This window comes from Novosphingobium sp. AP12 (genome assembly GCF_000281975.1).
Lineage (GTDB): Bacteria > Pseudomonadota > Alphaproteobacteria > Sphingomonadales > Sphingomonadaceae > Novosphingobium.
Genome location: NZ_AKKE01000042.1, coordinates 1 through 25876, shown reverse-complemented (window position 1 = coordinate 25876; position 25876 = coordinate 1). Strand labels below are relative to the sequence as shown.

General features: G+C 67.6%; 18 protein-coding genes and 2 pseudogenes. 14 read left to right on the top strand and 6 right to left on the bottom strand.

Annotated elements, in window-relative coordinates:
• The first annotated feature begins 71 nt into the window (after nt 1–71).
• Nucleotides 72–944, top strand: coding sequence for an SDR family NAD(P)-dependent oxidoreductase (locus PMI02_RS08120; RefSeq protein ID WP_036502924.1), 873 nt, complete (start codon nt 72–74; stop codon nt 942–944).
• A 79-nt stretch (nt 945–1023) separates the two neighbouring features.
• Here the strand turns inward: PMI02_RS08120 and PMI02_RS08115 are convergent, their stop codons facing one another.
• Both PMI02_RS08115 and PMI02_RS08110 read right to left on the bottom strand, forming a co-directional pair.
• Nucleotides 1024–2532, bottom strand: coding sequence for a peptidase S10 (locus tag PMI02_RS08115; protein ID WP_007681339.1), 1509 nt, complete (start codon nt 2530–2532; stop codon nt 1024–1026).
• Between the two features lie 14 nt (nt 2533–2546).
• Entirely contained in the window at nt 2547–3809 is a 1263-nt protein-coding gene (locus PMI02_RS08110; protein WP_238539029.1) for an aminotransferase class V-fold PLP-dependent enzyme, read from the bottom strand.
• A gap of 172 nt (nt 3810–3981) precedes the next feature.
• On the opposite strand from PMI02_RS08110, the gene PMI02_RS08105 reads away from it, so the two are divergent.
• The 5 genes from PMI02_RS08105 (at nt 3982) to PMI02_RS08085 (ending at nt 12692) form a co-directional block, all read left to right on the top strand.
• Nucleotides 3982–5439: a peptidase S10 gene (locus PMI02_RS08105; RefSeq protein ID WP_007681330.1), complete on the top strand. Its 1458-nt coding sequence runs from the start codon at nt 3982–3984 to the stop codon at nt 5437–5439.
• Nucleotides 5440–5590: 151 nt separating this feature from the next.
• The gene (locus PMI02_RS08100; protein ID WP_238539028.1) at nt 5591–8611 is read left to right on the top strand and encodes a TonB-dependent receptor plug domain-containing protein; all 3021 of its coding nucleotides are present in this window, start codon (nt 5591–5593) and stop codon (nt 8609–8611) included.
• An 84-nt stretch (nt 8612–8695) separates the two neighbouring features.
• Nucleotides 8696–9877: a pyridoxal phosphate-dependent aminotransferase gene (locus tag PMI02_RS08095; RefSeq protein ID WP_007681320.1), complete on the top strand. Its 1182-nt coding sequence runs from the start codon at nt 8696–8698 to the stop codon at nt 9875–9877.
• Entirely contained in the window at nt 9874–11403 is a 1530-nt protein-coding gene (locus PMI02_RS08090; protein ID WP_007681319.1) for a septum formation initiator, read from the top strand. Before PMI02_RS08095 ends, PMI02_RS08090 begins: the two co-directional genes overlap by 4 nt.
• Nucleotides 11400–12692 carry an APC family permease gene (locus tag PMI02_RS08085; protein ID WP_007681318.1) on the top strand — a complete coding sequence of 431 codons (1293 nt, stop codon included), beginning with the start codon at nt 11400–11402 and terminating at the stop codon, nt 12690–12692. Before PMI02_RS08090 ends, PMI02_RS08085 begins: the two co-directional genes overlap by 4 nt.
• Before the next feature lie 177 nt (nt 12693–12869).
• On the opposite strand, the gene PMI02_RS08080 is transcribed toward PMI02_RS08085, so the two are convergent.
• Both PMI02_RS08080 and PMI02_RS08075 read right to left on the bottom strand, forming a co-directional pair.
• The gene (locus tag PMI02_RS08080) at nt 12870–14954 is read right to left on the bottom strand and encodes an amidohydrolase family protein (protein WP_007681317.1); all 2085 of its coding nucleotides are present in this window, start codon (nt 14952–14954) and stop codon (nt 12870–12872) included.
• Nucleotides 14951–15916 carry an ornithine cyclodeaminase family protein gene (locus tag PMI02_RS08075; RefSeq protein ID WP_036502912.1) on the bottom strand — a complete coding sequence of 322 codons (966 nt, stop codon included), beginning with the start codon at nt 15914–15916 and terminating at the stop codon, nt 14951–14953. The genes PMI02_RS08080 and PMI02_RS08075 overlap by 4 nt, the downstream gene beginning before the upstream one ends.
• A 136-nt stretch (nt 15917–16052) precedes the next feature.
• Here PMI02_RS08075 and PMI02_RS28360 point away from each other — a divergent pair.
• From PMI02_RS28360 to PMI02_RS08065, 3 genes and pseudogenes are all read left to right on the top strand, one after another.
• Nucleotides 16053–16154: pseudogene (locus PMI02_RS28360) on the top strand (AsnC family transcriptional regulator); the annotation flags it as partial.
• Between the two features lie 27 nt (nt 16155–16181).
• On the top strand, nt 16182–16538 hold the full coding sequence (locus PMI02_RS08070; protein WP_007681315.1) for an Lrp/AsnC family transcriptional regulator: 357 nt from the start codon (nt 16182–16184) through the stop codon (nt 16536–16538).
• Between the two features lie 93 nt (nt 16539–16631).
• On the top strand, nt 16632–18341 hold the full coding sequence (locus PMI02_RS08065) for a peptidase M61 (protein WP_007681314.1): 1710 nt from the start codon (nt 16632–16634) through the stop codon (nt 18339–18341).
• 3 nt (nt 18342–18344) lie between these two features.
• Here PMI02_RS08065 and PMI02_RS08060 read toward each other — a convergent pair whose 3' ends face one another.
• Nucleotides 18345–18932: a TetR/AcrR family transcriptional regulator gene (locus PMI02_RS08060; protein WP_007681313.1), complete on the bottom strand. Its 588-nt coding sequence runs from the start codon at nt 18930–18932 to the stop codon at nt 18345–18347.
• Between the two features lie 108 nt (nt 18933–19040).
• Here PMI02_RS08060 and PMI02_RS08055 point away from each other — a divergent pair, with 108 nt between their 5' ends.
• The 3 genes from PMI02_RS08055 (at nt 19041) to PMI02_RS08045 (ending at nt 22165) form a co-directional block, all read left to right on the top strand.
• Nucleotides 19041–19823, top strand: a complete 783-nt coding sequence (locus tag PMI02_RS08055; RefSeq protein ID WP_238539027.1) for an SDR family NAD(P)-dependent oxidoreductase — start codon at nt 19041–19043, stop codon at nt 19821–19823.
• A 117-nt stretch (nt 19824–19940) separates the two neighbouring features.
• On the top strand, nt 19941–21617 hold the full coding sequence (locus PMI02_RS08050; RefSeq protein ID WP_007681311.1) for a catalase: 1677 nt from the start codon (nt 19941–19943) through the stop codon (nt 21615–21617).
• Nucleotides 21614–22165 carry an ankyrin repeat domain-containing protein gene (locus PMI02_RS08045; protein ID WP_007681310.1) on the top strand — a complete coding sequence of 184 codons (552 nt, stop codon included), beginning with the start codon at nt 21614–21616 and terminating at the stop codon, nt 22163–22165. The genes PMI02_RS08050 and PMI02_RS08045 overlap by 4 nt, the downstream gene beginning before the upstream one ends.
• Here PMI02_RS08045 and PMI02_RS08040 read toward each other — a convergent pair.
• Nucleotides 22162–24627, bottom strand: a complete 2466-nt coding sequence (locus PMI02_RS08040; RefSeq protein ID WP_007681309.1) for a TonB-dependent receptor — start codon at nt 24625–24627, stop codon at nt 22162–22164. The genes PMI02_RS08045 and PMI02_RS08040 overlap by 4 nt on opposite strands.
• A 229-nt stretch (nt 24628–24856) precedes the next feature.
• Here PMI02_RS08040 and PMI02_RS08035 point away from each other — a divergent pair, with 229 nt between their 5' ends.
• Nucleotides 24857–25519 carry a TenA family protein gene (locus tag PMI02_RS08035; RefSeq protein WP_007681308.1) on the top strand — a complete coding sequence of 221 codons (663 nt, stop codon included), beginning with the start codon at nt 24857–24859 and terminating at the stop codon, nt 25517–25519.
• 123 nt (nt 25520–25642) lie between these two features.
• Nucleotides 25643–25876: pseudogene (locus PMI02_RS08030) on the top strand (hypothetical protein); the annotation flags it as partial.

Below are 25876 nucleotides of genomic sequence, written 5' to 3'. Positions count from 1 at the left end.
CCGGCGCTACCACCTTGACGAACAACAAGGTCGGCGAGAGCAAAGCCTCATGCGGCCGGGGAGAGAAACGCATGTCCGACCGCAAGCCCGTCGTCGCCATCGTCACCGGGGCCAGTCGCGGCGCGGGGCGCGGCATCGCCATCGCGCTCGGCAGCCACGGCTGCACCGTCTACGTCACCGGCCGCTCGCAGCAGGCGGGCGACCATGCCCTTCCCGGCACGATCTACGAGACGGCGCAGGCGGTCACCGCCGCCGGGGGTCACGGCATCGCGGTGCGCTGCGACCATGCGGACGATGCGCAGGTCGAGGCGCTGTTCGCCAAGGTCGCCGCCGAGCAGGACGGCATCGACATCCTCGTGAACAATGCCGCCGCCGTCTACGACGAGCTGACCATCCCCGGCAATTTCTGGGAGAAGCCGCTCAAGCTGGGCGACATGATCGATGTCGGCATCCGCAGCGGCTACGTCGCCAGCTGGCTCGCCGCGCCGGGCATGGTCGCCAGGAACACCGGGCTGATCGTCTTCACCTCGGCCTCGGGCGCGGCGCACTATTCGATGGGCCCGGCCTATGGCGCGCACAAGGCGGGCATCGACAAGATGGCCTTCGACATGGCGGTGGACTTCCGCGCGGCGGACAGCGCGGTGGCCTCGGTGTCGATCTGGATGGGCGCGCTGGCGACGGACCGCCTGCTGGCGATGATCGCAGCCGAGCCCGGCAAATACGCCTACCTCAAGGACCAGATCGAGACGCCCGAGTTCACCGGCCACGTCATCTGGGCCTTGTACAGCGACCCGAAGCTCGCCGACCTCAGCGGCCAGACGCTGATCGGCGCCGAGCTGGCGGTGAAGTACGGGGTGACCGATGAAGGCGGCCGCCAGCCTCCCTCCTACCGCGACACGCACAAGGTGGTGCCGCACGTGCCCCACCCACTCATCATCCGCTAGACGCCGCCAACGGCCGTCGTCCCGGCGAAAGCCTGCAAGCGGCCCCCGCCTTCGCAGGGGCGACGATCTTATGCGTCCCTCACTTCGCCAGCGTCGCCGCCCACTGCCGTACATCGCCCGCGAACCGCGCCATCTCGGCATCGTCCTCGAAGATCGAGTGTCCAGCGGCGTAGCTTTTCGAAGTGCGCCGGTCCGGGCCGATCCCCGCGTGGTCGAGCGCGAACTGGCCGGCAGCGATCGGGGTCGTGATGTCGTAGTAGCCGCCCACGGTGAGCAGCTTCATCCCCGGCTTGTCGGCCATCGCCTTGGTCAGGAACGGGGTGAAGCGCACGGTCCGGTAGACTTCGCCGCGCCCCCATTCCCACTTGAAGTTGATGCCCAGGTTCAGGCTGCGGTACGGGCTCGGCAGCGGATATCCGAGGTCCTTGCCGATATAGTCCTCGATCAGGTGCCCGGTTTCGGCGCCCAGCGTCATCGACGGATCGTCGAACGGCGGGTGCATGTTCGATTCCGAAATGGCACGGGTGGCGCGCCCGTCGAGCTGTCCGGTGCGCAGTCCCTTGGCCGACAGCAGCCCAAGCATGAACGCCTGGCGGTCGAGCTGCAGGCCGTCCTTCTCCAGCTGTGCGGCGGGCAGCCCCACCAGCTCGGACAGCCGGGCGGCGATCCTGGCGCGGTCCACGGCGGGGAGTGAGGCTCCGGCGATGAGGGCCTGCGCATAGTCGATCTCGGCGAAGGCCCGCGCTTCGGCGAAGCGCTGCGCCACGGTCTGCCCCTTGCGGTCGGCCGCCTCGTGATACCATGCGACGGCGGCGAGCGTGGGCAACAGCGCAACGTCGGAGATCACCGGCCCGTCGCTGTCGCCGATCGAGAGCGAGAACAGCGCGACGCCGTCCGGCAGCGGCAGCTTGGCGCTATCCTCCGCGCCCAGCATCGCCAGCGCGCGCGCGGTGCCGTAGCTTTCGCCGACGAGCGCGAAGGGCGCGTCCGTGCGGTGATTGGCCTGACGCCAGCGCTGCACCACGTCCGCCACGGCAGCGGCGTCGCCAGTGACCGAAAACAGGCTCGAGGCGTCGGCGCCCTTGACCGGCATCGAGGCGCCCGTGCCCGGCGGGTCGATGAACACGAGGTCGGCGACGTCGAGCAGGCTGTTGGGGTTGTTCTCGAGATGCGCCGCCTCGCCCTTGCCAACGATGCGGCGCGGGCCGAATGCGTTCATGTGCAGCGGCGATGACGAGGCGCCGGGACCGCCGTTGAAGATGAACAGCACCGGGCGCTTCGTGTCGCCCTTGGTGCGCCCCAGGTACGCGTAGGTGACGACAACGGCCGCTTTAGCGCCCTTGGCGTTCGTCACCGGAGTTTCGGTCACGATCGCATCGTAAGCGACTGTTTTTCCGCCGAATGTTCCTTTGTGACGGGTGACCACCACCTTGTCGGTGGCCGCCTCGCGCTCGACCATCGGCTCCATCGCGTTGAGGAACACCGGCGGCATCGGCAGGCTCTCATCCTGCGCGAATGCGGGCATTGCAGGCAGCAGCGCCGCAAGCGCAAGCAGGCCGGAACGCACGGAAAACAGGGTCTTGGGCATCGCGGGAGTTCCGATCAGGCGGTGGGAAGGGCGTCGATGAGGCGCTCGATATCGTCCATCGAGTTGAACCACGACGGGCAGATACGGAAGCGGTTGCGGCTCAGCGTAACCGCCACTCCCGCGCGGGAAAGCGGCTCCGAAAGCCGCTTGTGAGCATCGAGAAAAGCACAGGTAAACAATGGGCTACGGCAGTCTTGAGGGGTGACGACCTCGTAGCCCTTTGCCGGCAGCGCCTCGTGCAACCGGCGCAGCATCGGCTGGCGATGGGCCATGATGTTCTCGACGCCAAGTTCGAGCAGCCGGGCCAGCGACCAGTCTAGCTGGGCCATGACCGCATGAGAATGGGTGCCGCCCGCGAACATCCCTTCCGCATCGGCACGCGGGGTCATGTCCGCGATGGTGTCGCCCGGCGGGTCGAACGGGTAGACGTGCGGGGTGAAGCCATCGAGCTGGTAGTACCCGAAACGCTTGCGTTTCAGCCGCGCGAGCCGGTCGGGGCGGACGTAGAGGAACCCCAGTCCGAAGTCGCCCATCAGCCACTTGTAGCTGGCGCTCGCGGCAAAATCGACGCCGCTCGCCTTGACGTCGATCGGCACGGTCCCGGCTGCGTGGATGATGTCGGCATAGACAAGCGCGCCGTGGGCATGGGCGATCTCGCAGACGCGCTTCAGGTCGTGCTCGAACCCGTTGTAGGTCGACACCAGAGACAGGCTTACGAGGCGGGTGTCGGGGCCGATCGCCTTTTCGTAGGCAGCCGGGTCGATTCGGCCGTCCCTGGGCCGCAGCCAGCGTACGTCGACGCCCTGCTTCGCGAGTTGGTCGTAGAGCCAGAACGAGCCGAAGAAGTGGAGCGTGTCGGTAACTACGCTGCCGCCCGCCGCCGGAAGGTCCAGCGCATCGACGATCGACTGCTCGCCCGCGGTCGTGCTCTGGACGAAGGCCAGGTCTTCCGGCGCGGCGTTGATGAGGCGGGCGAACGCGGACTTGATCCGCACTTCCACGTCGTGGCTCGACCACTCGCGCATTTCCGCCCGCGACTGGAGATAGGCGTCGACCGACGCCTTGGCGGGCAGCGGCACGGGATGCATCGTCCCGGAATCGAGGTAGACCCGCGCCATCGGCGCGAAGTCGCCCGGCCTCGCCAGCGATTTACCCGACGGCGCGGTCGTCGCCAGCGCCTCGCCCGCCATGACCGGGGCGAGCGGCAGGAACGTCGATCCCTGCAGGATGGTCCGGCGCGCAAGGGGGATCGAAAGAGGCGAATCAGGTCGCTGCATCATTTACGCATCCTAGGGAAAGACCCACGCATAAGAATTGCGCATTTCCGATCCACCCGCGCAGGAAGCGATCCCGGGTGGGCTGTCCAGCGAATGCATGCCATCGCTTCGCGCATAAACTTGCCCGACCATCTGGGCTAGGCTTGCGGCGTACCGAACCGAAAGGCCATCCATGCCGTCCACGACCGCCCGCCTACTTGGCATATCGCTCTCACTCCTTGCGCTGGTCGCCTGCCAGCATATTGGCGCGAAGGACAGGGCGGAGGCGAGCGTCTGCGGCAAGGATGTCGCCGGTGCGGCGGCGAAGCTCGGCAAGCTGCCTTACACGACCTGCGCCGGCACGCTGGAGATTGCGGACGACCAGGGCGCCAAGGCGGCGGACCTGTTCTACACTGCATACATTGCCAAGCGCCCTACCAGAAAGCCCCGCCCGATCGCATTCGTGTGGAACGGCGGGCCGGGCGCGGACTCGCGCCTGCTCCAGTTTCATGCCCTCGGCCCGAAAACGCTTCACGGCGACGCCCTGGCCGACAACGCCGCGAGTCCCCTTTCCGCCGCCGATCTCGTGTTCCTCGACCCCGCCGGCACCGGGTTCAGCCGCGCGGCATCGGAAGCGGCGGCAAAGCGCCTCTACTCGACCACCGGCGACCTTGCCGCCACCGTCCGGTTTATCCGCGCGTTCCTCAAGGCCCACGGCCGCGAGCATTCGCCCGTCTACCTCGTGGGCGAAAGCTTCGGCACATGGCGCGCAGCGGGCGTAGCCGAGGCTCTGGTCGATGCCGGGCAGCCGGTCGCGGGCATGGCGCTCGTCTCGGGCGGCATTCCGATGGGGGAGGAGCGCGACCGCGCGCTCGCTCGCGCGCTGACGCTGCCCAACCGCACCGCGACGGCGCTCGCGCTGGGCAAGCTCGACCCCGCGCTCGCCGCCGACCCGGCGAAGGCATTGGTGGAGGCGGAAAGCTGGGCTCGTGCGGTCTGGTATCCCGCCCTCGCCCATCCCGAGGCGCTGGACGACAAGGCGCGCGCCGAAGTCGTCGCCGGCCTCCAGCGGTACATGGGCCTCGCCCCCTCGGCGATCGACGCCGCGAAGCTCTGGGTCTCGCCCCGCGATTTCCGCACGAAGCTGCTGAAGGCCGAAGGCAAGACCCTCGGCATTTTCGACATGCGCCAGACCACTCCAGCGAAGGACGAGAAGGCAGGCAACGCGGCGATCCTCGATTTCTATCGCAGGACCCTGGGCTATGGCGCCGGGCAATATGCCGGGATCGACGGCCCCGAACTGCCGGTGGGGAACGACTGGCAATACGATCAGTCACCCATCACGCCGGACTCGCTCGCTCGCGCGATAGCTGGAGAAGGCCCGCCGAGTGCATCGCAACCTTGGGTTCTGCGCGCGCTGGAGAAGGCGCCGGCCTTGCGTGTCTTCGTCGCAACCGGGCTCTACGATTCGCTCAACAGCTGCGCCGCTAACCGCGAGGCGGCGCGCGATTTTCCCGGCGCGCTGGCGGAACGTATAGAGGCCCGCTGCTACCAAGGCGGCCACATGATGTACGAGGACCCGGCTGAATCCCAACAATTTGCGAACCACCTGTCAGCCTTCTTTCGCAATTCGTCCCGGCCAACAAAGTGAGCGTAGATAATTCACGGACCACCATCGCTCGGTAAATTCAATGCAAAGGCCGCTGGCGCTGGAGGTCACTTCGCAAAGCCCTCGCGTCCTCCGTGCGCTATCATGGCTGCAGGGAATGAAAATGAGGGGTAGTTCGATGATCCAGTCTCGCATGCAGAGGGCCGGCCTTGCCGCGCTCATGATGTCCACCGCCGCGGCCGCGCTGCTTTCCGGCACGTCCGCCCATGCGCAGGATGCTTCGGGAGTCGTCGACACGACCGGCCTTCCCACCACCATCGAAGAGGGTGTCGCACAGGACATCGTCGTGACCGGCTCGCGCATCCGCCGCGACGCCTCCGACGAGAACGTGCCGCTGAGCGTCGTCGACAGCCAGACCTTCGCCGATCGCGGCTACATCAGCGCCTCGGACGCGCTCAACCAGCTCACTTCGAACAGCCCGATGCTGAACCAGGCCGACGGCAGCGGCGAGGGCAGCGGCTCGGGGCAGCAATTCCCCAACCTCTTCGGTCTCGGCGCCGGACGCACGCTGACGCTGCTCAACGGCCGTCGCATGGTCACCACTTCGTCGGGCCTCGGAGACGCGCAGGTCGACGCCAACATCATCCCGCTCGGCCTGCTCGACCGTGTCGAGGTCGTCCAGGGCGGCGGCGCGGCGGTCTACGGTTCGGACGCCATCGCCGGCGTGGTCAACTACGTACTGAAGGACAGCTTCGAGGGCCTCGAACTCGACGGCCAGAACGGCATCTCCTCGCGCGGGGACTACCACACCTACAGCCTGCGCGGCACGGCAGGCATGAACTTCGCGGAAGGGCGCGGCAACGTCGCGGTCGACGTAAACTACGCCAGCACCCCGACGCTGATGTTCGCGGACCGCCCGCTCTCGGCGCTCGGCCGCCTGACTGTCAGCAACCCGGCCGACACCGGCCCCAGCGACGGTATCCCGTCTGTCACCGAACTGCTCGACGCGCACTTCTGGGAATTCAACCCCAACGGCGTGCTGTTCAACACGCCCGCCCCCTTCACGCGTTTCCTGACGCAGTCGAACGGCACGGCGCTGCAGTTCGATTCCAGCGGCAACGTGGTGCCTTACGATCCCGGCACCAGCGTCGGCATCCCCTTCTCGAGCGGCGGCCAGGGCTTCCCGTACCGTGACCTCGCAGGCCTACGTACCGGCGTCGAGCGCTTCACCGGCAACCTGATCGCCCACTACGACCTGACAGATGCGATCACCTTGCGCACCGAACTGCTCTACGCGCACACCGAGGGGACCGAGATCCCGCAAGGCCAGAGCCGCACGATCCTGAACTACGGCACCTACGCCGGCCCCGTCACTTTCACGATCAACAACCCGTACCTGACGGACCAGGCCAAGACCGTGCTCTCCGCCGCCCGGCCCGGCTTCTCGGCCGGCGCGCCGATCTTCCTGTCGAAGTATTTCTACGACCTGACGCCGGACAACCAGCAGACCTACGAGACCGACACCTATCGCGGCCTGCTCGCGGTCGAGGGTGATTTCTCGGCCGGCAGCCACGACTTCTACTGGTCGGTCTCGGGCAGCTACGCCCGCGTCGAGGGTTCGCAGCGCCGCTGGGAAGTGGACAATGCCAAGTACGCGAATGCGATCAACGCGGTACGCTCGGGCGGCCAGATCGTCTGCGGCATCAATGCCGACGCCGACCTGACCAACAACGACGCCAATTGTGCACCGATCAACCCGTTCGGCAACGGCAACGTCTCGCAGGCCGCGAAGGACTACGTGAGCGTCCGCGCCGGGCTCGACTACACCAACGAGCAGGCGGACTTCCTGGCCACCATCGGCGGCGACGTTATCCAGCTGCCGGGCGGCACCGCCAAGTTCAGCCTCGCCTACGAGCACCGCGACGAGCAAGTGTCCTATACCCCGCTCGCCGCCAACCAGCAGGGTGTGTTCGGCGGCGGCACCATGGAAGTCGCGCAGTCGGCCGGCTACAACACTGACGAGCTTTCGGGCGAGCTGCTGGTCCCGCTGGTCGACGGCGCGATGAACGTGCCGCTGGTGCGGATGCTGGAAGCGAGCGCGGCAGGCCGCCTCGTCGACAACTCGATCGCCGGCAAGGAACAGGTGTGGGACCTCGGCCTGCGCTGGCAGCCGGTGGACGGGCTGACCCTGCGCGTCAGCCGCAGCCGCAACTTCCGCGCGCCGACACTGGCGATGAAGTTCTCGCCGACCACCACCTCGCTGGGTTCGGTAGGCTACGATCCCTGCGACGCCGACCGCATCAACAGCGGTTCCAACCCCTCGGTGCGCTACACCAACTGCCTCGCCGCGTTCACCGCCAACCCGGGCTACGGCGTCGGGGCTGACGGCACCAATGCTGGCGCCAGTGCCGCCACCCGCCTCGCCGGCTTCCAGGACCCGGCCGAGAACTTCGAGCGCGCCACCATCACGACCGGCGGTAACCCGGCGCTCCGCAACGAGATCTCGGACACGCTTACTTACGGCATCGTCCTCCAGCCCTCGTTCGTGCCGGGCCTGACGATCAGCGCCGACCGCATCGAGATCGACCTCAAGGACGGTCTGTCGGCCTTCACCACCGAGGACTTCACCGCCGCCTGCTACGACAACACCAACCCCGATCCTGCGGTATGCAACGCCTTCAGCCGCATCGCGGCGTCGGACGGCATCAGCCCCGGCGGCACCATCCTCGCCGGCACGACGACGACGTTCAACGCCGGCGTCGTCAAGTACCGCGGCGAGGTTTACGCGGTCGATTACACGTTCGAGGCCGGCAACATCGGTGCCTTCCACGTGGGCGTGAACGCCACGCACAACACCTTGCTGACCAGCTCGGTCACCGGCGAGAACTACATCCGCACTGACGACACCTACGAAAAGCCGACCTGGGAAGGCCGATTCAATCTCGACTGGACCAAGGGCCCGGTCCGCGTGAGCTACCAGGCCTATTACCTCGACGAGACCAAGGCGGCCTACGACGCCACGATCGAGACCAACCCGAACCCGCTGCTCGACAGCAACCTGACGCACTCGATCTCGATGCAGCTCGAGGCCGGCCGCATCACCTTCCGCGCCGGCATCGACAACTTCACCGACGAAGAGCCGTCTTATCCGCAGATCGCCTATGGCGACATCCTCGGCCGCCGCTTCTGGGTCGGCGCCAAGCTGAAGATGTGACGGGTTCCGGCGGCGCGGGAAGAGTTCGCTCTTTCCGCGCCGCCTCCGCCACAACTCCAGCTCCATCCGGCAGAAATCGAGACAATGGCTTCCAGCCCCTCCGACCAGACTTCGCAGTCCTATGCCCAATGGGTCAGGCGCTCGATCATCCGGAACAGCAATTCCCGCAGCCTTCTCGTCAGCCTGTTCGAAAGCTCGGTGCCCGAACCGACCGAACTGCTGCGGGAGGTTCTGCTCGAGGGTTTCGAGAACGGCGTGACGCCGCGCTATGCAAGCACGTTCGTGAAGGGCAACCCCTACCTCGTCGCCGCCGTCGCCCGTGACTATGGCGTGTGCGAGGAACAGGTCCTGACCACCACCGGTGCGACGGGCGCGCTGTCGCTGATCTACCGCGCGCTGCTTTCCACCGGCGACCGTGTGCTCATCGAGAACCCCAGCTTCGAGCTGTTCGCCAGCCTCGCGCAGGCAGGCGGCGTCGCGGTCGACAGGTTCGAGCGGCGCGGCCCCCGCTTCGCCGTTGATCCCGCCGAGGTCGAGGCCCGCATCCGCCCCGAAACGCGGATGATCGTGATGTCCAACCTGCACAATCCCTCAGGGATGGCGGTGCCGGACGAGACCATGCGCGCTCTCGCCGCCCTCGCCGACAGGCACGACCTGATCCTCGTGGTCGACGAGGTCTACGCGCCATACGCGGGCAACGCCCTGCGCCCCGCCGCCTCGCTCGGCGCCTCACCACGCGTCGTTTCGGTCAACAGCCTGACCAAGATCTACGGCCTCAGCACTCTGCGCTGTGGTTGGATGGTCGGCGACGAGAGCGTCGTCGCCCCGGTGCGCGAACTGGCGCGCGAGGTGGAGTTCGCGATCTCCAACCTTGCCCACGCCCTCGCAGCGCTGGTCGCCGAGAACCCCGCGCGGTTCCGGGAGAACACCTTCTCGGTGCTCGCCAAGGCCCGCCCGATCATCGAATCCTACCACGCCCACTGGATCACCGAAGGGCTGGTAGAGGGCGACCTGCCGGACAGCGGCTGCATCGCCTTCCCGCGCCTGCTCGGCATCCGTGATACCGAGCACTTCTCCGGCTGGCTTTCCGACCGCTGCGGGGTACTGGTGGCACCGGGCGAGTACTTCGGCGCCCCCGGACATGTCCGCCTGGGCTTCGCGATGGAGCCGTCGCGCCTCGACTACGGGCTCCAGGCGCTGACCGACGGGCTCGTGACGTACCGGGACACCTATCGAGGCAAGCAGGGATTGCTGGAAACACGATGAGATTGACGCCGCTGCCGCCCTTGGGTCGCAACAAGAAGACGTCGCCGCGCCGCATGGCGCTGGCGGCTATCGCGCTGGCCGCGTCATCAACCGGGCCCGCTCACGCAGAAGCGGCAAAGCCGTCCGCGGCGCGGGTCCTCGTCGATGTGCAGGTATCGAAACCCGATCCTGCCCATCCTGTCCGCGCCGAACTGGGGCTCGTCCCTGTCTCAGCCGGCGCGGACAGCCCCCCGGCGACGGCGGGCTACCTTTCGTACACGCGCAAGGACGCGAAGCCCGGACGCCCGGTGATCTTCGCCTTCAACGGCGGCCCCGGCGCATCGTCGGCGTATCTCCACATGGGGCTGCTCGGGCCGGTGCTCGCACATGTCCCGCAGGACCCGGCGGATACGAGCGGCGCCAGCGCTAGCCTGCCCGGCCCGTCGAAGCTCTATGCCGTAGCCGACGTGGTGTTCATCGACCCGCCCGGCACCGGCTTCTCGGAGCGTCCCACCGGCCCCGCAGCCGCGCCCTACAGCACCGTCGAGGGGGACGCGAACGCCGCCGCCGATCTCGTGCGGCAGTGGCTGACCGCACACAAGCGGCTGGACGCGCCGGTCTATGTCCTCGGCGAAAGCTACGGCACCATCCGCGCCGTCGCCATGCTGGGCGCGCTCGACAAGCAGGGCCTGGCCAGGAACCTGCGCGGCGTCGTGCTGCTGGGCCAGGCGCTCAACATGATCGAGACCTCGCAGCGGCCCGATAACGTCGTGACCTATGCCGTCTCTCTGCCGACGCTCGCCGCCATCACCTGCTATCACGGCCTGGCGAAGTCCCCCTGCACCGCAGAGACCATCACCGCCGAGGCCGCCCGTTTCGCCCGCGAGGACTACCTCCCCGCCCTCTACCGCGGCCGCGACCTGCCGCAGGCCGAGCGGACCCGCATCGCCGCCCGCCTCGCCGCGCTCACCGGCATCCCGGCCGAGTTCTACCTCGCCAACGACCTGCGTATCTCCAAGGAGCGCTTCCGCGTCGAACTGCTACGCGCGCAGGGCAAGGTCATGGGCCGCTATGACGCGCGCTACCTCGCCGACCGGCCCGCCAGCGTCATCACCATGATGCCGGGCGATCCCTCGTCCTCGATCTCGGACGTCTTCGGCAAGGCGATGACCGCCTACCTCGCCGGCACGCTCAAGGCCCCCGGCGCGGAGGCCTACAAGGTCATCGCTCGCTTCGAAGGTGGCTGGAGCTACGGCAGCGAGGACTCCCCCTTCGCCGACTGGCCCTTCATGGCCACCGTCGAGAGCCACGCCGCCAGCAACCAGTGCCTGCGCCTGTTCGTAGGCACCGGCATCTACGACACCACGACCACGATCGGCGCGGCGGATTACCTCTTCGCGCAATCGAGCCTGCCCAGGGCGCGCTACCGCAACGAGCGCTACGTCGGCGGCCACGTCTTCTATTCCGACGACGAGAGCCGCGCGCGGTTCCAGTCCGATCTCGTCGATTTCATCGGCGCCGATACCTGCAAGGACACATCCCAGTGAGTGACGCCGACGCTTCCCTGCGCAAGGGCATCAGCCTCTGGGGCGTGGTTTCGCTGGGGCTTGGCACCGCCGTGGGCGTCTCGATCTTCTCTGCCGTCTCGCCTGCGACCGCGCTCGCGGGGCCGGGGATGCTGCTGGCGGTCGTGATCGCGGCCTTGCCGATGTACCTGATCGCGGTGAGCTACGCCTACCTCGGCTCGGCCGACCCGGTTTCGGGCGCGAGCTTCGTGTGGCCTTCGCGCTACCTGCATCCGACATTGGGCTTCTTCATCGCCTGGATGCGCATCATCGCCAACATGGGCGCGATGGTCGTGCTGGCGCTGGTGCTGGTGCGCTACGTCTCGATGCTGGTGCCGCTGCCGGTCAAGCCGACGATGTTCGCAGTGCTGGTGCTGGCCCTGGTCGCCAACCTCTTCGGCGTCGGCGTGGCCGCACGGGCGCAGACGCTGATGGTGGGGGCGCTGATCCTGCTGTTCGGCCTGTTCGTGGTCTGGGGCGGCGTGACCGTGGCCGAGCCCGCCCGGCTCGAGCCCTTCCTCCCCCACGGCTTCCACGGCGCCCTCGCCGCCGCACCGCTCTTGATGGGCCTGTTCTTCGGCATCGAGGCCGCGACCGAGGCCGGCGGCGAGGTTGCCAACAGCCGCCGCAACATCCCTATCGGCATCGCGCTCGCTATCGGCTCGGCCACCGTGCTCTACGTCGCCGTCGCCTTCGTGGCGCTCGCGGTGCTCGGGCCGGACGCGCTGGCGGGGAGCGAGGCGCCGATCCTCGACACCGCCCGGCGCTTCATGGGGCCGCTCGCCGTGCCGGTGATCGTGCTGGCCGCGATCGCCGCGATCGGCACCAGCCTCAATTCGATCTTCACGATGTTCAGCCGCAGCCTCTTCGCCATGGCCGAGGCCGGCGTGCTGCCGCGCGTGATCGCGCGCGTCCATCCGCGCTCGCATGTCCCTCACATGGCGCTGTTCGCGGTCTTCGGCATCGGCTGCGCGGGGCTGCTGCTGCCGATGGAGCTGACCTTCCTGTTCCTCGCGGTGAACATCCCCAACCTCGTGAAGTACGGCAGCATCTGCCTTTCCGCCGCCCGCGTCGCGCGGGACTATCCGGCGCTGCACGAGGGGGCGGGCTTCCGCCCGGCGCGCGGGACGATGAAGGCGCTGGGCGTCGCCGGCGCGGTCTGCGCGCTGGGGCTGATCGCCGTCGGGCTAGAGGCGGACTGGCGGCCTTACGTGCTGCTGGCGGTATGGGGCTGCGTGGGCGCGGTGTGGTATGTCGCGCGGAAGCGCTAGCCAACCATCTCCCCTCCGTTCGTGTCGAACGGGGGGGGGGTAAGCCACCCTTCCGGCTGAACACCCCGTCGCCCCCGCGAAGGCGGGGCTCTGCTTCTTTGCGCCATAGAACAACAAGCGGGGTCCCCGCCTTCGGGGGGACGACGGGGGTGTATGACCGCTAATACAGCCGAGCCCTCAGAACGCGAAGTCCTCGTGCGCCTCCGCGCCCGCGCCGTTGGTCAGCGCAACCGGCTTGGCCTCGGCCTTCGGCACTACGATCTTGGGCGCCCCGGCGAAGGGCTTCACGCCCACCTCGCTCCAGATTTCCGAGGGGAAGTAGACCGTGCCGCCCTTCACCACCATGGCCATGCGGTGGATCGCCGACATGTCCTCCAGCGGATTACCGTCGAGCAACACGAAGTCGGCGTACTTGCCCTTCTCGACCGAGCCGAACGACTGGTCCCGGTGCATGTACTGCTCCGGGCCTAGCGTGCCCATCCTGAGCACGTCCGCCGCCGGGATGCCCGCCTCGGCGTAGATCTGCAGCTCGCGGTGGACCGAGAGGCCGGTGCCGTCGTCGGTGCCCGGCAGCAGGGTGATCCCGCGCCGGTGCATGTCGCGCAGCAGCGCCTTGATGGTGACGAAGGCGCCGTCGTAGCCCGCCGCGTCCTCGGGCGTCTTGATCGGAGCGATGCCCTGGCGGCGGTTGCGCTGCACGCCGACCGGCAGGTGGTCGAAGTACCCCGCCACCGCCGGGCTGATCTTGCCGTCGCGGCTCATCATCAGCAATTCGAGCGTCACCGCCGTAGGATCGAGCGCGATGTGCTTCGCCTGCATGGTGTCAAGCGTCGCGGCCACGCGCGGCGAGGTGATGTCCATCCCGGCGGTGCGGCGCATTGCGGTCAGGCGGAGCGGGGTGCGGGTGTCCTCCTTGGGGTCCAGCACCCAACCCAGCATCAGCTGGTTGATGTGCGTCACCTCGTCGTAGCCCGCCGCGATCATGGCGTCGGCATTGGTGAACGCGGGGATGTGCCCGGTCACGCCCATGCCGAGCGACTTCGCCTTCTTGACCACCGCAGGCACCCAGGCGGGGTTGAAGCTGTTGTAGATCTTGACCTGCCAATACCCGCGCGCGCCGTACCACCGCACCGCGTCGAGCGCCGCCGCTTCGCTGTCCGCGATAAAGCCGTTGCGCGAGCTGTAGGGGCTGCGACCTTCGAGGAAGCCGTTGCGCACGATGCGGGGCCCCGCGACTTCGCCCGCGTCGATGCGGTGGGTGAGGTCGAGGAGGAAGGCGTTCTCGTTTCCCATGTCACGCACGCTGGTCACGCCCGAGGCGATATAGAGCAGCGCCGATTGCAGCGAGACGTGGGCGTGCATGTCGTGCAGCCCCGGGATCACCACGCGGCCCGCGCCTTCGACCGTGGCCTCTCCCGGAGAGGCTGGGCTGTCCAGCGGTTCGACCGAAGCGATGCGGTCGCCGAACACCACGACCGAGACCGGCGTGCCGATCTTGCCGCTGGTCGGGTCGAACACCCGCACGTTGCGGATGCGCAGCGGCATGTCATACGTGTGCGCAACCTTCTTCTGGATCGCGGCGAAGCGCTCGGCCGAACGGGCAGCGGCGATCTTCGCCAGCTCGCCCGCGTAAGAGGCAAGGTCCTCGCGTACCGTCGCGCTAGTGGGGGAATAGCACGCCACCAAGCGCCCCTTATCGTCGAGCAGGATCGCGCTCGGCGTCATGCCGATGCCCTTGACGAGGAAGGCGCGGTAGGTGGCGGTGCCCAGCGTAACGGGTGCCTCTTCCTCCAGCGACAGCGTGCCGCCCGGCGCGGCGGGCAGGGCGTGGTCGGCATCGGCCAGCAGCGCCCGGGCGTAGATGCTGAGCGCAAAATCGCTGCCTTCCTGCGCGACGTAGAGCGTCGGCACCTTGGCCGTCATCGCGCCCTTGCCGGTGGTGTCCACCCATGACAGGCGCTTGCCCTCGGCAGTGAACTGCTCGTCAACCGCGTTGCCGAAGGTCGAGGTGCCCTTGAGCGTCCAGCTGGTCGGCAGGCCGCCTGCACCCAGCACGATCGTCTCGTGCATGGTGGGCCCGCGCCCGTTGCTCTTGACGTCGTGGTCGATGGAGATGCTGTCACCCTCGACGTCTGCATAGACGTGGCCGACGTTCTCGCCGTTGTCGATCACCGCGAAGCGCTCGGTCTCGGCGTGGAGGGCGCTGGCGCTGAGCGCAATCGCGGAGCAGGCGAGCCAGCGCAGGGGGGCGGTGCGTTTCATCGGTGGGAAGTCCCGTGGGTCTGGAAGATGTAGGCGGCGGCGGCGAGGTCCTGCACCGCATGGCCCAGCGATTTGTAGGCGGTGATCTCGTCGGCGCTGCGGCGGCCGGGAACACGGCCGAGCAGGACCTCCCCGATCTCGGCGACGATGTGGCTGTCATCCACCACGCCCGCCGCCCTGGCGACGAGGAACTCGGCGGCGGCGTCGAGCGCGGAGGCGCGGCTGTCGGCGACGTATCGCGAGGCGAGCACCAGCGCATTGTCCACCTCGACCGGGCCCGGACCGCTGGAGCCGACGATGTTGACGTGCGTGCCCGGCCGCAGCCATGCGCCGAAAAGGATCGGCTCGCGCGAGCCGGTGAGCGTGCAGATCACGTCCGCCTCCCCCGCCGCGACTTGCGCATCGAGCGCGACCTCGACCGGCCGGCGGGTCCGCCAGGTCTCGACCACGGATTGCGCGCGGGCCGGATCGCGGCCCCAGATCACGATGCGCTCGAAATCGCGCACCAGCGGCAATGCCTCAAGGTGTGAGTGGGCCTGCCCACCGGTACCCATCAGCAGCAGCACTTTCGCGTCGCTGCGCGCCAGGGCGTCGGTGGCGACGGCGGTGGCGGCGGCGGTGCGGATATGGGTGATCTCCTCTGCATCGGCGACGCAGACGGGGCGGCCCTCGACCGGCTCGAACATCATCACGAGACCGCGGTGGCGGCGCACGCCGGGGTTGTCCGGCTGGGCGAAGACGCTGATCATCTTGGCGCCGAACATACCGTCATCCGACAGCGCGCCGGGCATCTGCGCGAAGGTGCGCCCCTCGCCCATGTGGATCATGGTGCGCAGCAACTGGCGGGTCTCGCCGCGCGACAGCGCCTTCATCGCCTCGCGCACCACCTGGATGCAGGACGGGTAGTCGAGCAGGGCGCGCACGTCCTCGGCATCGAAGATCGCCAGTTCGCTACGTTTCATGTCACCGGCCGTCCCTGTACGGTTGTCGTAGTCCTCAAGCATCATTGATAGCGTCGACACGCGAAATATCTCGGGCTTTGTTGCGTCTGTGCGAAAAAGCGTGGCATGTTCAAACCAACAAATGCCATGAGGGAGCATAATCCTGCCTGCTGAACTCGACCGGCTCGACATCAAGATCCTCGATCGCCTGCAGATCGACGCATCCGAATCCTCGAGCGAAATCGCCGACCGCGTCGGCCTGTCGCAATCGCCCTGCTGGCGCCGCATGCAGCGGCTCAAGGACGACGGCTACGTGCGCCACACAGTCGCCATCCTCGACCGAGAGAAATTCGGCGAGAGCATGTTCATCTTCGCCCAGCTCAAGATGTCGCGCCTCTCGGACGACGAACGCGACCGCTTCGTCCACGCGGTCGAGGCAACGCCCGAAATCCTTGAAGCTTATACACTTTTCGGCGACATGGACGTGATGCTCAAGGTGCTGGCCCCCAACATCAACTGGTACCAGAACTTTACTTTCCGCACCCTGCTGCGCCTGCCCGGCGTGCAGGACGTGCGCTCCACCGCGACGCTTTCGGAGCTGAAATCCACGCACCGCCTGCCCTTGCCGTCGCTGCCTGGATGACGAAAAGCCGCGCGCATATTTCATGCACGGACGCCCCGGCGGGACCTTGTCTTTGCACATACCTAGACCGCACCTAGCGTTACCTTGGCGTCCATGACACCGTTCCGCACCGCCCTGCCCGCGCTTATGCTGACATGCGCGCCGCTCTGCGCCGCACACGCTGCCGGCGCGCCCGACCTGTCGATCGCATTGGCTCCTGTAGCGGACGCGGACGGAGCGCTGACCCGGCTCGACGTGGCCATCCGTTTCGAAGCACCCCCCGCCGGTGACGCGCTGGCCGCTATCGCCGTGACCGCCAATACGGTCGAGACTTCGGCCCGGTCGCTTGAGGCACTGGCGTTTTCCGACGCGCGCGGGCTGCTGCCGGTCAAAGTTGTCGACGCCGCACAGGACGGCGACAATTTGGAGCGGACGTGGAAGGCCCTGCGCCCCGTCGAAGGCGCGGTTACAGTGGCCTACAGCATCTCCATCGACCCCAAGCAGCCCGAACTCGCCAAGCCGCAGTACGAACTGCGCGCGGGCGAAGGCGGACTGTCCGGCGCGGGCAATGCCTTCCTCGTGCTCCCCGATGACGAACTGCCGCGGGAGGTCAGCGTCCATTGGGATCTCTCCCGCGCCGGCAAGGACGCGCGCGGCCTGTCCAGCCTCGGCATGGGCGACAGCCACTCCAGCCACCCGCTTCGCCCCGACCAGATCGCCTCGGTCTACTACATGGCGGGCCGGGTCGGCGCTTATTCCAAGGGCACGTTCTTCGCCGGATGGCAGGGCAAGTTCGCCTTCGACGGTCCCGAGCTGATGGGCTGGGCGGCGCGGCTCCAGGGCTTCTACGGCGCTTTCTTCGACCAGCGGCCCGACAGCTTCGGCGTCTTCGCGCGCACCAACCGGCTCAACCCCGGCAGCGGCATCGGCCTGACCGACAGCTTCGCCTTCACCTTCAGCGACAAGACGCCGATCGCCGACCTCGAAAGCCTGCTCGCGCACGAGATGGTCCACGCCTGGATCAACTCGCTCGGCGATTCGATGGACGCGGCTGGCGGCTTGGGCCAGTCGTGGTTTGGTGAGGGGCTGGCGGTGCACTATCAGCGCCTGCTGCCTTACCGCGCCGGACTGATCTCGTCCGAAGCGTTCCTCGAAGACCTCAACTCCACCGCGGCACGCTACTACACCAATGCCCTGATCGGCACGCCGAACGATCAGATCGCCCAGGGGTTCTGGAAAGACACGCGCGTCCGGGTGCTACCCTACGATCGCGGCTCGATGTACTTCGCCTCCGTCGACGCGCAGATCCGCGCAGCCTCGGGCGGCAAGCGATCGCTCGACGACGTGGTGCGCGCCATGCTGGCGGCGCGGCGCGCCGGGCAGCCGATGGACCTCGCGCTGTGGAAGAAGCTGCTGGGCACGGAACTGGACGCCAAGGGTCTCACCGATTTCGACGCGATGCTGGCGGGGGGCATCGCCGTGCCGCCGTCGGACGCCTTCGGACCGTGCTTCGAGCGGGTGACCAAGCCGCTCAAACGCTTCGACCTCGGCTTCGACCCGCTTGTGCTGGTTACGCCGGAGCGCGTGGTCAAGGGCCTCAAGCCCGGCTCCGCCGCCGCGATCGCAGGGCTGCGCGACGGGGACCGAGTGCTCAACCGCTTCCCGCAGGACGCTCTGCAGGGCGACCAGACCCGGACGGTGACGCTGGAAATCGAGCGCGATGGCAGCCAGCTCTCGATCACCTACCTGCCGCGCGGCGAGACGGTGGACGCCTACCAGTGGCAGCCCGTCCCTGGAGGCAAGTGCCCCGCCCCCGGGGCCTGAGGCTCAGGCGCCGGGTTCCAGCCGCTCGAACATGGCGGCGATCACGTCCAGCGTTTCGGCATGGCCAGTGGTGACGCCGACCTTTTCCTCACGCGGGAGCGACAGGCCGAGGCTGGTCGCGATGAGCGCGAGGCTGCGCGCGGGCACCGGCCCGGCCCAGCCGGAGCGCGCCATGGCCGCCTCCAGCGCCTCTACCTGCATCGCGCGGGATTCCTCGATGAAGTGCATGACTTCCTTGCGCAATCCCTCGATCCGGTGGGCAAGCGCCATGAATTCCGACACCAGCCGCGCGTCGGTGGTGTGGATGCAGATGTCCCAGATTTCGCGCAGCGGCAATGGGCTGCCCGCCGCTTCGCGCAGCCGCGCCAGCGCGCGTTCGGAGAGGCGGTGGAACATCTCCACCACGAGGTCGTCCATGGTGCGGAAGTAGTAGTAGATAAGCCGCTGCTTTACGCCGATGCGCTCCGCCACCCGGCGGGAGGTCAGCGCAGCATGGCCTTCCTCGCGCAGGATATCCTCCGCCCCGTCAAGCATCGCGTGCCAGTTTTCCGAGCCCACCGGCCCCATGCGCCGCTCGACCTTGTTCTCCACCTCTGGCAGCCCTTTCGTGTTCCGGCCTTGCGTAGATGCTGCCGCCGGCCCCGTCCAGACCACGATTGACCCTATGCCCCGGCATGGCTAACAATGTGACGAACAATAATGGACACGGGAGACGGCATGGGCGGCGCGGGAAAGCTCGAAGGCAAGGTCGCGATCGTGACCGGCGGCGGCCAGGGCATCGGCGAGGCCATCGCGGCAGCCTATGCGGCAGAGGGCGCGAAGGTTCTCGTAACCGGGCGCACGCTGGGCAAGCTGGAGGATGTCGTGGCAAGGATAGCTGCGGCCGGCGGCACCGCGCTGGCGCTCGACGCGCTCGCAGGGGAGACGGCGCAGTCCGAGGCCACCGTCGCCCGCGCGCTCTCCGAGTGGGGCCGCATCGACGTGCTGGTCAACAACGCCCACACCTTCACCGACTACCTGCCGCTCTCGGACCCGAAGATGGAGGAGCACTGCAAGGTCGATTTCCAATCGGCGTTCTTCGGCTCGCTGCAACTGATGCAGGCCTGCTACCCCCACATGGCGGCGCAAGGGGGCGGCTCGATCATCAACATGGGATCGAGCTACGGCATCCGCTGCGAGCCGGGCTTCCTCGCCTATGCCGCGAGCAAGGAGGCGATCCGCGCGCTGACGAAGACCGCCGCGCGCGAGTGGGGGAAGGACCGCATCCGCGTCAACACCATCCTTCCCTCCGCCCTGTCACCCAAGGCGCTGTGGTATCTCGAGGAGAGCAAGACTTACGACGCTGAACTCGCCAAGGTCGCCATGGGCCGCTTCGGCGAGCCGGAGGACATCGCCCCCACCGCTGTCTTCCTCGCCAGCGACGCCTCGGATTTCGTGACCGGCCAGACGATCGGCGTCGAGGGCGGAGCGACGATGCTGTAATTGTTCCCGCAACCTTGCTGCCGGATGAACGGGATATCCGATTACTGTAACGAGCGAATGTGGATGGAATAACGCCGGGCGGACCGGCAATCCTGACCTCGATAAAGGAGAGGCGTTATGAGACGTTCCACGAGAGTCATGCTTGCTGCCGCAGTATCGGTAATCCCTCTTACATCGCTTGCCCAGACGGCAACCCAGGTCGAAGACCGCATGACCACGGTGGCCGCGCCCATGGCGGCGAGCAAACCGAAAGCGGCTCAGGCGGGCGTTGCCGGCACCGTCGATGCCAAGGGCGGAGAGGCGAGCGCCGCCGCCCCGCAGATGACGCGCGACAACGGCGCGCCGATCGGCTCCAACCGCAATTCGCTGACCGCAGGCGACACCGGGCCGGTCCTGCTGGAAGACCTCACGCTGATCGAGAAGCTCGCCCGCTTCGACCGCGAGCGCGTGCCCGAACGCGTCGTCCACGCGCGCGGCACCGGCGCGCTCGGTGTGTTCCGCGCGACTGCCGACCTGTCGGACCTCACCAAGGCATCGCTGTTCGCGCAGGCGGGCAAGGAAACGCCGGTCTTCGTGCGCTTCTCGACGGTGATCCACCCCTCCGGCTCGCCCGAGGGCATGCGCGATCCGCACGGCTTCGCGGTCAAGTTCTACACCGACCAGGGCAACTGGGACCTCGTCGGCAACAACCTGCCGATCTTCTTCATCCGCGACGCGATCCAGTTCCCGGACATGATCCACTCGCTCAAGCCCTCGCCGGTGACCAACAAGCAGGATCCCAACCGCCTGTTCGAGTTCTTCTCGGGAACCCCCGAGGCGACCAACATGCTGGTGCATGTCTACTCGAACCTCGGCACCCCGGCGTCGTACCGCACGATGGACGGCAACGGCGTCCACGCCTTCAAGCTCGTCGGCAAGGACGGCAGGGTCACTTTCGCCAAGTTCCGCTGGATCAGCCGCCAGGGCGTCAAGAGCCTGAACGGCGACGCGGCATCCAAGGCGCCGCCGAACTACCTGACCGACGATCTCTACGGCACGATCGCGGCCGGTGACTATCCGACCTGGGACCTCATGGTGCAGACCATGACCGCCGAGGAACTGGGCAAGCTGACGTTCAATCCCTTCGACGACACCAAGGAATGGCTGGACGCGCCGTTCCGCAAGATCGGCGAGATGACGCTGAACGAAGTGCCGGAGAACTTCTTCCGCTGGACCGAGCAGTCGGCCTTCGCACCGGCCAACCTCGTCCCTGGCATCGAGCCGTCGCCCGACCGCATGCTGCAGGGGCGGCTGTTCTCCTATTCCGACACCCAGCGCTACCGTGTCGGCGCCAATGTGATGGACCTGCCCGTCAACCGCCCGCGCGTGCCGGTGGTGAACAACTACCAGGACGGCCAGTTCGATCACGCCCGGGGCAAGGTGGACGTCAACTATTTCCCCTCGGTGACCGAGGCGAAGACGGTCGATCCTGCCTTCGCGCCGACGCCCTACAAGATCGATGCAGTGACAAGCACGGCGCCGATCTCGAAGACGGAGCCGTTCGACCAGGCCGGGCATTTCTACCGCTCGCTCAAGCCCGCGGACAAGGCGGACCTCGTCAAGAACCTCGCGGGAGACCTCGGCGTGGTGACGTCGATGCGCACGCGGGTCATCATGGTCAGCTACTTCGCGCAGGCCGACAAGGACCTCGGCGCGCGCCTCGCCAAAGCGGTCGACGTGCCGATGGGCGAAGTGAACCGCGCCGTGGCCGACTACCAGTCGGCGGCCGACGCGCGTTACGCGGGCAAGCCGTGATCTTCGCGCTCCTGCTCCTCGCGGCCGCCCCGGCAGCCGCGCCAGCCACCCTGCCGCCGCCCGAGCGGCGGCAGGAGCTGCTATTCGAGGCGGCGAAGCTCGGACGCACCGACCTCATTCCGCTGCTGGTCGACAACGGCGCGGACGTGAACGCCTACGAGGCGCGGGGGTTCACGCCGCTGATCCTCGCCGCCTACAATGGCCAACCCGAAGCGGTGGAAGCGCTCATCAAGGCGGGTGCCGATCCGTGCAAGCCTGACCTCAACCAGGGCAACACCGCGCAGATGGGCGTTGCGTTCAAGGGCGACGACCGCATCGCCGCGCGCCTGCTCTCGGAGAAGTGCGACGTGAACACGCGCAACAAGGCGGGGCAGACGGCGCTGATGATGGCGGCTCTGTTCGGCCGGACGGCGCAGATCGACCTGCTGCTGAACGCAGGCGCCGACCCCGGCCTGCTCGACGCATCCGGCCGCTCCGCCGCCTCGGTCGCAGCCCAGCAGGGCAACGGCGACCTGGCGACGAAGCTGACCGGCAAGGCCCAGCCCTAGAACGCCGTCGGCCGGAGCGTCAGGCGCAGGAAGACCTGGCGCCCCGGCTCGACGATGCAGGCCAGTTCGTCCACCCCGGCAGCATTGCGCGTCTCGGCGCCGGTGACCGAGCCGAGGATGTTGCCGGTAGCGCCCGCGAACTGCGTGCAGTTGCCGGTGGTGAACTGGTTGGTCAGGTTGTTGGCGAGCAGCGCGACTTCCCACGCATCGTTCGCCGCGCCGACGCTGACATTCGCGTTGAGCTTGACGTAGCCGCTTTGGAAGAAGTCCGAGCGCCGGCCGAGGCTGGTGAGGAACTTCGAGGAATACTGCCCGTTGGCGCCCAGCTTCACCAGCAGGTTGTCGCCCGCCTCCATCTCGTAGTCGAAGCCGCCGTTGATCTGCCACGACGGCGCCTTGGGCAGCGGGATTCCGGCGAGGCTCTGGGCGTTGTAGCGCACCCGGCGACCGGTGCCGGGCTCGGTCACGAAATAGCCGGCGGCGATCTGGGCGGGATCGGTGACTTCGGTCGGCAGCTGGTCGCACCCTTCGGAAACCAGCTGGCCGCCGGTGCAGGGCGCGTTCTCGAAGCGGGTGAAGCGGGCGTGGTTCCAGTTGACCGCGAGGCGCAGCGACAGCCCATCGACCGGCGGGCGGTAGGTGGTCTCCACGTCGACGCCGTAGACCTTGGAGGCGCCCGCGTTGATCGTGCGGATCACCGGGACGACGCCGTTGGTGACCTCGTTGGTGCCGACCTGCAGGTCGTTGTACTTGTAGTAGTAGAACGCTGCGTTGAAGCTGAGCGCGCGGTCGAACATGCGCGCCTTGAAGCCCACTTCGCCGCCGCGCACGCGCTCGTCGCCGAACGAATTGTCGAGGCCCGGCTGGGGCGGCAGGGTCATGATGAACGACCCGGACTTGTACCCCTGCTTCAGGGCGCCGAAGACCGTGAAGTCGTCGGTCGGCGTGAAGGTCACGGTCAGTTCGGGCGACCAGTTCTTGGCGTGGATACGCGGGTTGGGCACGGTGATCGCCACCGGATCGGCATCCATGCCTGCCTGCGAGAAGGTGTCGTCGGTGCGCTTCTCATCGGTGTAGCGCACGCCGCCCGCGATCTCGAGCGTCTCGACCGGCTTCCAGCGCAGCTGGCCGAAGCCCGACCATGCCTTGATCCGCACGTCGTTGATGCCGCCCAGCAGCGTCAGCGGGAAACCGTAGACCTGGCTGCCGGTGACGATCACGCGGTTCTTGACCCGCGCGTCCTGGTAGAAGCCCCCGAGGAGGAAGTTCAGCGGGCTGTCGAAGTCGGACTCCAACCGCAACTCCTCGGTGAAGTCGCGGCGGGTGAAGTGGTTGTCGGCGATCAGCGTCGGCCCGGCGGCGCCGCTGTTGACGCCGTTGATGAAGCCGTCGACCTTGGTGTTGAAGTACGCGGTCGTCGAATTGAGCGAGAGCTTGTCGGCGGCGGCGTAGGTCATCTCCAGCGTGCCGAAGCTCGTCACCGACTTCATGAAGGGCACGCCGCCGTTTCGCACGCCCGGGAACGCCGCCGGGGAGACGTCGACGATGTAGGCGGTGCGATCGACCTTGCAGTTGTCGTTGGGGTTGATGAAGGGGATGCCCAGCGGCGCGCCGTTGCCGTCCGGGCAGCTGCCGAGCGGCGAACTGCCGCCGGTCACTTCCTTGACGGTGTTGTTGACCTTGAGCCGTGCGGTGAAGTCGCTGGTCGGCTGCCACAGCAGGGTGCCGCGCAGGATGTATTCCTGCTGCGCGTTGTAGCGGTCGCTCTGCGGGGTGACGCCGCCGGTGCCGGGGACCGCGACCGCCTTGTTGAAGAAGTACCCGTTTTCGTCGCTGACCATCGCCGCGATGCGCACGCCCAAGGTGTCGCCCATCGGGCCCGAGAAGATGAACTCGCCGCGCTTTTCCTGCGCCTCGAAGCCGTAGGAGGCGCGGGCGATGACTTCCATCTCGCGGCCCGGATCGGCGGTGCGGATGGCGATCACGCCGCCTGGACTGTTCTTGCCGAAGAACAGCGCCTGCGGGCCTTTGAGCACCTCGACCTGCGCCATGTCGAACATGCCGACGCCGTAAGTCGCGCCCTGCGTCAGCTGCAGGCCGTCGATGTTGAGCGAGACCGACTGGTCCACCCCCGCGTCGAGCGAGCTGGTGCCGACGCCGCGCAGCGATATCTGCGGGCCCACGGTCAGCACGTTGTTGCCGACCTGAAGGCCGGAAACCTGCTGGACGATCCCGCCGATGCCGACGATCTGGTTGCGCTCGAGGATCTCGGGCGTCAGCACCGTCTCGACCACCGGCACCTTCAGCACCGATTCCTGCCGCTTGCGCGCCGTGACGAGAATCTCGCCGCTGTAAGTCGCCGGAGCCTCCCCGGCGGCGACTTCGGCGGCTTCCTGCCCAACCGCGGGCGTAAATGGCGCCAGCGTGGACAGGGCGGCAAGCATCAATGCGGACTTCTTCATCGGTCCCCTCCCTGTGTCGTCGTCGCCGGCGGCTGCCGGTCGCGAGCGTTTCTTTGGAGTGAGACTAGTTCAGCCGCGCGCGAAGTAACTCCCCTGCGCAGCACGGCCCCTTGCCTGCCGAGGTCATGGCGGCGACCAGCCTGCCAAAACGATCGCGCTTGTTCCTTCGGCCGCGCGGCCATAACGAGCAGATCGATCCGACCATGACCAACTTCGAAGGACCCTGCCCATGAGCTTCTGCGACACGATCTGGCAGGACGTTGCGCCGCTGCGCCGGGCGATCCTCGAGCAGCCGTTCCTCGCCGAGCTGGCCAGCGGGTCGCTGCCGGCGGAAAGCTTCCGGCACTACATGGTGCAGGACAGCCTCTATCTCGCCGAATATTCGCGGGTGCTGGCGATCGCCGCCGCGCGCGCACCGACGGCGGCGGGGCGGCTGGAGTTCTCGGACGGCGCCAAGGTCGCGGTGCAGGTGGAGGAGGCGCTGCACCAGGCGTTCTTCGCGCAGTTCGGCGTCACCCCCGAGATGGCGCTGGCGAGCGAGGCGACGCCGGTGTGCCTTGGCTACACCAGCTACCTCCTCAGCCTTGCTGCCACGCGCAGCTACGAGGAACTGATCGCGGGCATCCTGCCCTGCTTCTGGGTTTACTGGGAGGTAGGCTGCGCGATCAAGCCGCGCGCCGCCTCGCCCAATCCCTACGCCGCCTGGATCGACACCTACGCCGCCCCCTCCTTCGGCGAGGCGACCGGCCGCGTGCGCGCGCTGGTGGACGAGGCCGCGGCGGCCGCCACCCCGGCGACGCGCGAGGCGATGGCCGCGGCCTTCCGCAAAGCGACCCGCTACGAATGGATGTTCTGGGACTCCGCCTACCACCGCGCCGACTGGCCGATCTGAGCCGGTCTCTGGACGAACGATCATCATCCGAGACAATCGGGCAGGCGAGGCCATCTTCCCAAGCCCCGCCGGGCTCATAAAACGGTTCCAGTCCGCACAAGCGGCGACTGGAGACGATAATTGATGAGGCAAATGAAGCTGGGCGCCTTCTGCGGCGGAAGCTACCATCAGGCGGGTTGGCGTCACCCTGACGCCGACAACGACTTCGGCCATGACATCGCCAAGTGGGTCGATCTCGCCCGCAAGCTGGAAGCGGCGAAGTTCGACATGATCTTCATCGCCGACACCGCCTCTCCCAGCGACGCCGAGAACCCCGAAGTCTTCCGCTACGTCAGCGGCGGCGACAACCTCGAGCCG

Bases quoted from the DNA above. Each gene is read 5' to 3' on its own strand.
- PMI02_RS08080 (WP_007681317.1), bottom strand. From the start codon at position 14,954: ATGAAACGCACCGCCCCCCTGCGCTGGCTCGCCTGCTCCGCGATTGCG.
- PMI02_RS08090 (WP_007681319.1), top strand. From the start codon at position 9,874: ATGAGATTGACGCCGCTGCCGCCCTTGGGTCGCAACAAGAAGACGTCG.
- PMI02_RS08115 (WP_007681339.1), bottom strand. From the start codon at position 2,532: ATGCCCAAGACCCTGTTTTCCGTGCGTTCCGGCCTGCTTGCGCTTGCG.
- PMI02_RS08100 (WP_238539028.1), top strand. From the start codon at position 5,591: ATGCAGAGGGCCGGCCTTGCCGCGCTCATGATGTCCACCGCCGCGGCC.
- PMI02_RS08075 (WP_036502912.1), bottom strand. From the start codon at position 15,916: ATGAAACGTAGCGAACTGGCGATCTTCGATGCCGAGGACGTGCGCGCC.
- PMI02_RS08050 (WP_007681311.1), top strand. From the start codon at position 19,941: ATGAGACGTTCCACGAGAGTCATGCTTGCTGCCGCAGTATCGGTAATC.
- PMI02_RS08120 (WP_036502924.1), top strand. From the start codon at position 72: ATGTCCGACCGCAAGCCCGTCGTCGCCATCGTCACCGGGGCCAGTCGC.
- PMI02_RS08035 (WP_007681308.1), top strand. From the start codon at position 24,857: ATGAGCTTCTGCGACACGATCTGGCAGGACGTTGCGCCGCTGCGCCGG.
- PMI02_RS08070 (WP_007681315.1), top strand. From the start codon at position 16,182: ATGCAGCGGCTCAAGGACGACGGCTACGTGCGCCACACAGTCGCCATC.
- PMI02_RS08065 (WP_007681314.1), top strand. From the start codon at position 16,632: ATGACACCGTTCCGCACCGCCCTGCCCGCGCTTATGCTGACATGCGCG.
- PMI02_RS08095 (WP_007681320.1), top strand. From the start codon at position 8,696: ATGGCTTCCAGCCCCTCCGACCAGACTTCGCAGTCCTATGCCCAATGG.
- PMI02_RS08055 (WP_238539027.1), top strand. From the start codon at position 19,041: ATGGACACGGGAGACGGCATGGGCGGCGCGGGAAAGCTCGAAGGCAAG.
- PMI02_RS08040 (WP_007681309.1), bottom strand. From the start codon at position 24,627: ATGAAGAAGTCCGCATTGATGCTTGCCGCCCTGTCCACGCTGGCGCCA.
- PMI02_RS08110 (WP_238539029.1), bottom strand. From the start codon at position 3,809: ATGCAGCGACCTGATTCGCCTCTTTCGATCCCCCTTGCGCGCCGGACC.
- PMI02_RS08105 (WP_007681330.1), top strand. From the start codon at position 3,982: ATGCCGTCCACGACCGCCCGCCTACTTGGCATATCGCTCTCACTCCTT.